Source organism: Methylobacterium sp. J-092 (genome assembly GCF_022829325.1).
Taxonomy (GTDB): Bacteria; Pseudomonadota; Alphaproteobacteria; order Rhizobiales; family Beijerinckiaceae; genus Methylobacterium.
Genome location: NZ_JAKSXU010000140.1, coordinates 54,979 through 61,546 on the forward strand (window position 1 = coordinate 54,979; position 6,568 = coordinate 61,546).

At 71.6% G+C, this 6,568-nt stretch carries 5 protein-coding genes; 4 read left to right on the forward strand and 1 reads right to left on the reverse strand.

All coding sequences use genetic code 11. The features are described 5' to 3' along the window. Position 1 precedes the first annotated feature (1 nt). The gene (lptF, locus tag MKK60_RS17385; RefSeq protein WP_147841627.1) at positions 2-1,159 is read right to left on the reverse strand and encodes an LPS export ABC transporter permease LptF; all 1,158 of its coding nucleotides are present in this window, start codon (positions 1,157-1,159) and stop codon (positions 2-4) included. Positions 1,160-1,385: 226 nt separating this feature from the next. On the opposite strand from lptF, the gene MKK60_RS17390 reads away from it, so the two are divergent. The 4 genes from MKK60_RS17390 to msrP all read left to right on the forward strand — a co-directional run bounded on the left by MKK60_RS17390 (position 1,386) and on the right by msrP (position 6,486). Beyond that, positions 1,386-2,885, forward strand: coding sequence for a leucyl aminopeptidase (locus MKK60_RS17390; RefSeq protein ID WP_243951427.1), 1,500 nt, complete (start codon positions 1,386-1,388; stop codon positions 2,883-2,885). 30 nt (positions 2,886-2,915) lie between these two features. Then, entirely contained in the window at positions 2,916-3,596 is a 681-nt protein-coding gene (locus MKK60_RS17395) for a hypothetical protein (protein WP_243987688.1), read from the forward strand. 146 nt (positions 3,597-3,742) lie between these two features. Continuing rightward, entirely contained in the window at positions 3,743-5,461 is a 1,719-nt protein-coding gene (locus tag MKK60_RS17400; protein WP_243987696.1) for an AMP-binding protein, read from the forward strand. An 86-nt stretch (positions 5,462-5,547) separates the two neighbouring features. After that, positions 5,548-6,486 carry a protein-methionine-sulfoxide reductase catalytic subunit MsrP gene (msrP, locus tag MKK60_RS17405; protein WP_243987711.1) on the forward strand — a complete coding sequence of 313 codons (939 nt, stop codon included), beginning with the start codon at positions 5,548-5,550 and terminating at the stop codon, positions 6,484-6,486. Positions 6,487-6,568: the final 82 nt, after the last annotated feature.

The following is a 6,568-nucleotide window of genomic DNA, read 5'->3' on the forward strand; positions in this document are numbered from 1 at the left end:
TTCAGCCGGCGGCGAGGCGGGGCGCGCGGAACCGCCCCCGCACGGCGGCCGCGAGGCGGCCGTTGAGGGCGCGCACCGCCGGGCCCTGGAAGATGATCAGCGACGACAGCGCGATCGCCAGCAGCGGCACCGCGTAGATCGCCGCCACCGCCCCGGCGCTGCGGGTCGCCGCGCTGGTCGCGGTGAAGCCGGCGATGCGCAGGGCGATGACCGCGATGACCGCGCTCGCGACCGCGCCGGCCCGGCCCTGTCGGGTGGTGCGCGGGTCGCCGAGCGCCGCGAACGCGATGAAGACCAGGGCGAGCGGGTAGAGCCAGGCCGAGAGCCGGTCGTGCAGCTCGGCGCGGAAGCGGCCCTTCTGCAGCTGGAAGTATCCCTCCGTCTTGTCGGGGAAGAGCAGCTGCGCGGTCGAGCGCTCGCGCGGCTTGTACACCGTGTCGCCGTCGGGCGGCGCGAAGGCCGCGAGGTCGATCGTGTAGCGCTCGAAGGTCAGGATCGAGCTGTCCCGCGAATCCTTCTGCTGCTGGTGCACGCTGCCGTTCTGCAGGGCGAGGTAGCTGCCGCCGTCCACGTCGATCGCGTTGCCGCGCTCGGCGAGATAGACCTTAGTCTTGCCGGCCTCGCGCCGGTCCTGGATGAACAGGCCGAGCAGGGCGCCGCCGGGGCCGCGCTCGCGGAAGTGGAAGGTGATGCCGTTGTCGAGCTGGGTGAACTGCCCTTCCTTGACGACGTTGGCGATGAAGTCGCCGCGCACGCGGGTGATCACGTCGCGCAGCTCCTGGAAGCTCGCCGGCATCACCACGATGGTCACGAACCCGACCAGCGCGCTCACCGCGAAGGCCAGCGTGAGGAACGGCCGCAGGATCGCACGCGGCTTCATCCCGGCCGCCGACATCACGATCAGCTCGGAATCGCCGTTGAGGCGGTTGAGCGCGTAGACGACGGCGATGAACAGGGCCACCGGCGCGATCACAACGACGAGGGTCGGCAGCGACAGGCCGGTGATGAATAGGAAGACCAGCACGGTCTGGCCCTTGGCCGTGATCAGGTCGAGCTCGCGCAGCGCCTGCGTCACCCAGATCGTGCCGGTGAGGCCGACGAGGCAGGCGAGGAAGGCCCCGAGCGCGATGCGGAAGATGTAGCGCGCGATCTGCGTCATCGAACCCCTACTTCCGCCATGCCCGCCCGTCGCCGCGCCCGCCCGCACGGTCTGGGGCCCCGTCGCCGGATCGCCCGGCCGTCCTTTCCGATGGCGCGTGAACTGGGGCCTTTCGAGGGCGCCCGGGTCGCGTTGCGTTCTCCGCCTCACCGGCTACACAGGGCACCGATGGGCGTGCGGCTGTCGAGCACGCTCGTGACAGCGGAACAGGGCAGAAGGCAACGCCATGTCGGACGGCATCACCATCCATTTCGCCCCCCTCGGCCGGGGCGGATCCGGGGACCTCGTGGTGTTCGTCGGCGACGACCTCGTGCTCGGCGCGGGCGCGCGGGATGCGCTCGGCCAGGGCGGCATCGACCTGATCGCCCGCGCCGCCGGCAGCGAGAAGTTCAAGGCGCGGGCCTCGAGCGCGCTGGTGCTGCCGGCGCCGGCCGGCGTCGACGCCGATCGGCTGGTGGTGGTCGGCCTCGGCACCGACAAGGACCGCGCCAAGATCGACTGGCCGGTTCTCGGCGGCTTCACCGCGGGCAAGGTCTCGGGCCGCGAGGCGCGCGTGGTGCTCGACTGGCCGGGCGCCGCGATCGCGGCGGCGAACGCCGCCGACTTCGCCCTCGGCGCGCGCCTGCGCAGCTACGGCTTCGACCGCTACAAGACCAAGAAGAAGCCCGACGCCGAGGACACCAAGGCCGCGACCACGCTGACCTTGATGCTCGCCGGCCACGCCGAGGCCGAGGCCGCGGCGCAGGCGAGCACCGCCGTCGCCGAGGGCGTGACGCTGGCCCGCGACCTGATCAACGAGCCGCCGAACGTCCTGACGCCGGAAGAGTTCGCCCGTCGCGCCTCCGAGCTGACCAGGCTCGGCGTCGAGGTCGAGGTGCTGGAGCCGGCCCGGATGCGCGAGCTCGGCATGGGCGCGCTTCTGGCCGTGGCGCAGGGCTCGGTGCGCGAGCCGCGGGTCGTGGTGATGCGCTGGAACGGCGGCCCGGCCGGCGAGGCGCCGGTGGCCTTCATCGGCAAGGGGGTGGTGTTCGATTCCGGCGGCATCTCGATCAAGTCGGCCGGCGGCATGGAGGACATGAAGGGCGACATGGGCGGCGCGGCCGCCGTCGTCGGCACCCTGCACGCGCTCGCCGCCCGCAAGGCGCGGGTCAACGTGGTCGGCGCCATCGGCATCGTCGAGAACATGCCCGACGGCGCCTCCTACCGGCCGTCCGACATCGTCACCTCGATGTCGGGCCAGACCATCGAGGTGATCAACACCGACGCGGAAGGCCGCCTCGTCCTCGCCGACGTGATCTGGCACGTGCAGGGCGCCTACAAGCCGAAGTTCATGATCGACCTCGCCACGCTCACCGGCGCGATCATCGTGGCGCTGGGCCAGGACATCGCCGGCCTGTTCTCGAACGACGACGACCTGGCGGCGAAGATCCACGCCACCGGCGAGGCGGTCGGCGAGAAGGTCTGGCGGATGCCGCTCATCCCCGCCTACGACAAGGCGATCGACTCGAAGTTCGCCGACATGAAGAACACGGGCGGCCGCCACGGCGGCGCCGCGACGGCGGCGGCCTTCATCAAGCGCTACGTCAACGACGTGCCGTGGGCGCATCTCGACATCGCGGGCGTCGGCATGTCCTCGACCGCGAGCGAGATCAACAAGAGCTGGGGCGCCGGCTGGGGCGTGCGCCTGCTGGACCGGCTGGTGCGCGACCACTACGAGGCGAAGTAGCGGCCCGGCCGCGTCACGGCGGAGCGCCCGATGCGCAGGACAACCCTCGCGGCCGCACCCGTGGCGGCGGCGTTGCTCTGCCTCGGTCTCGTCGCCGCGGCCGGGATCAGCCAGCGTTCCGACCTGCCGGACTGGCTGGCGCCGCGCGCCTACGGGTTCTTCCTCGACAGCTATCCCCTGTTCGCCTTCGCCCTGGTCTACGGCGTCGCCCGCCTCGTCGCGACGGCCGCGGCGCCGGGGCCGGCCGGGTTGCCGCGCCGCGTCGCCTGGTGCGCCGTCGGGATCGCGGCGCTGCTGGCGGCCGGGTCGTACCCGACCTTCGGCGGCGTGATCCTGCGCGGCGCCTACGGCAGCGGCAGCATGGCGTTCCTGACCGGCCAGCCGCTCTGGCTCGCCTACGCCCTCGGGGCCGCGGTCGGGGCGATCGCCTTCGGCGCGATCCTCGGCCTATTCGGCTGGCTCGCCAGCGGGCGCCTCCGCCCGCGCGACGGCTGGCGCGCCCGCATCGGGCTGGCCTTCTGCAGCGTCCTTTCCCTGTGGTTCGCCGCCGCCCTGCTCGGGCTCGCGATGAGCGAGGGCGCGGGGCCGTGGCCGCACCGGGCGTTCACCGCGCGGGAGGCCGGCACCGCCGCGCTCCTGGTCCTGGCGGCCGCCCTGCCGCACGCCGTCGTCTCGGCCTTCCGCCTGCGCGCCCGCATCGCCGCACCATAACGGCCGCGCTGTCAGCCGCGGCGGACCCTCGGCGCCGGCGCTTGCTTGCCGCGGGCGGAGCGATCCCCCACAGTCCGGGCCAAGGGGAGCGAACGCACAAAGCCGATAAGCGTGGCCGCGAATGCCGCGCGCGATGGAGAAACGCCGTGATCCAGGACAGCCGGGCACCGCGCCCATGGCTCGCCGCCTACCCGCCGGGCATGCCGGCGGAGATCGACGCCGACAGCCTCGGCACCCTCGTCGACCTGTTCGAGACCAGCACGGCGCGCTTCGCCGACCGGCCGGCGCTGACGTGCTTCGGCTCCTCGATGACCTATGCCGCGCTCGGGAGCGCCAGTCGTGCCGTCGCCGCGTGGCTTGCCGCCCAGGGCCTCGCCAGGGGCGACCGCGTCGCGATCATGATGCCGAACGTGCCGGCCTATGCGGTGGCGATCTTCGGGGTGCTGGTCGCCGGCGGCACGGTGGTGAACATCAACCCGCTCTACACGCCGCGCGAGCTGTCGGCGCAGCTCAACGATTCCGGCGCCCGCATCCTGTTCGTGCTCGAGAACTTCGCCCACACCGTCGCCGAGGCGCTACCCGGGATCGCCCTCGACCACGTGGTGCTCGCCGGTCCGGGCGACGGCCTCGGGCTCAAGGGCCGGGTGATCGACCTCGCCTCCCGCCACCTGAAGAAGGCGGTGCCGCCCTTCGTCCTACCGGCGGGCAAGGCGGTGCGGCTCGACGCGGTGATGCGTCAGGGCAGGGGGCTGACGGCGCCGAAGGCCGCCGTGACGCAGGACGACCTCGCCTTCCTGCAATACACCGGCGGCACCACCGGCGTCGCCAAGGCGGCGATGCTGACCCACCGCAACATCATGGTGAACGTCGTCCAGAGCGAGGTCTGGTTCGAGGGCCTCGACGAGCCCGGCCGGGTGATGGTCACGGCGCTGCCGCTGTATCACATCTTCGCGCTGACCTGCTGCTTCTTCTTCTTCATGCGCACCGGCGGGAGCTGCCTCCTGATCCCGAACCCGCGCGACGGCGACGGCTTCGTGAGGACGCTGTCGAGGACCCGGTTCACCCACTTCTCCGGCGTCAACACACTCTTCAACCTGCTGAACAACCACCCGAAGATCGGCACGGTCGACTTCTCGCAGCTCGACTACGTGGTAGCCGGCGGCATGGCGGTGCAGAGCGCGGTCGCCGCGCGCTGGAAGGCGATCACCGGCAAGACCATCATCGAGGGCTACGGCCTGTCGGAGACCTCGCCGGTGGTCTGCGTCAACCCGTATCGCCTCGCGGCGTGGTCCGGCACGATCGGCTATCCGCTGCCCTCGACCGACGTGTCGATCCGCGGCTCGGACGGGATGCCGGTGCCCGCCGGCACCCCCGGCGAGATCTGCGTGCACGGGCCGCAGGTGATGAAGGGCTATTGGAAGCGCCCCGACGAGACCGCCGCGGCGACCACCGCGGACGGGTTCTTCCGCACGGGCGACATCGCCGTGATGGAGGCGGACGGGCAGGTGCGGATCGTCGACCGGATGAAGGACATGATCCTCGTCTCCGGCTTCAACGTCTACCCGAACGAGGTCGAGGACGTGCTGTCGGCCCATCCCGGCGTGCTCGAATGCGCCGTGGTCGGCGCGCCCCACGCCGAGACCGGCGAGATGGTGGTGGCCCACGTCGTCCTGCGCGACCCCGCGCTCACCGCCGAGGCGATCCGCGCGCATGCCCGGACCCAGCTCACCGGCTACAAGGTGCCCCGTAGGGTCGTGCTGCACCAGAGCCTGCCGAAGACCAACGTGGGCAAGGTCCTGCGCCGGATGCTCCGCGACGAAGCGCCGCCGGCCGGATCCGAAACGGAGGTAACCCCTCCGCCGTAGACGGCGAACAAGACGCGCGCAGCGGTCCACCGGCCCCTCGAGGGACGGTCGCGACACGTGGCGGGCAGGACAGTGCGGAGACGACGATGCTGATCAAGCGGTTGCGCGGCTGGGAGATTTCCGAGCACCTCGTTACCCCGGAATCCGTGTTCCTCGACCGGCGGGCGCTGCTTGGCGGCTCCGCCGGGCTCGCCGCGGCGGCGATGCTGGGCGGGCGGGCCTTCGCCGACACGGGGCCCTATCCGGCCAAGCGCAACGACGCCTACGCCCTCGACCGCCCGCTGACGCCGGAGGCCTTCAGCGGCGACTACAACAACTTCTACGAGTTCGGCACCTCAAAGACCGTGCTGCCGGCCGCCGACGCGCTCAAGACCAGCCCGTGGACGATCAAGATCGACGGCCTCGTCGAGAAGCCGTTCGAGCTCGGCGTCGAGGACCTGATCCGCAAGATCGGGCTGGAGGAGCGGCTCTACCGCCACCGTTGCGTCGAGGCGTGGTCGATGGCGGTGCCATGGACCGGTTTCCCGCTGTCCAAGCTCGTGGCGCTGGCGAAGCCCGCCTCGGGGGCGAAGTACGTCCAGCTGACGACCTTCCTCGACCGCAAGATGGCGCCGGGCCAGCGCACCTTCTACCCGTGGCCCTACGTCGAGGGGCTGACGATGGCGGAGGCCGGCAACGACCTCGCCTTCGTCGCCACCGGCATCTACGGCAAGGCGCTGCCGAACCAGTTCGGCGCGCCGATCCGCCTCGCGCTGCCGTGGAAGTACGGGTTCAAGTCGATCAAGTCGATCGTGAAGGTCTCGTTCGTGGCCGAGCGGCCGAAGACCTTCTGGGAGGCGCTCGGCCCGTCCGAATACGGCTTCTGGGCCAACGTCAACCCGGCGGTGCCGCACCCGCGCTGGAGCCAGGCGAGCGAGCGCGTGCTCGGCACCGACACCCGCGTCCCGACGCTGATCTACAACGGCTACGGCGAGCAGGTGGCGGGGCTGTACAAGGACCTGCAGGGCGAGCGGCTGTTCGTGTGAGGCGAAACCCCGTCCGGGGAAGCCGCTGAAGTCTCGACAGGGCTCTTCCCTCCCCCCTCTGCGGGGGAGGGTGGCCCGCGAA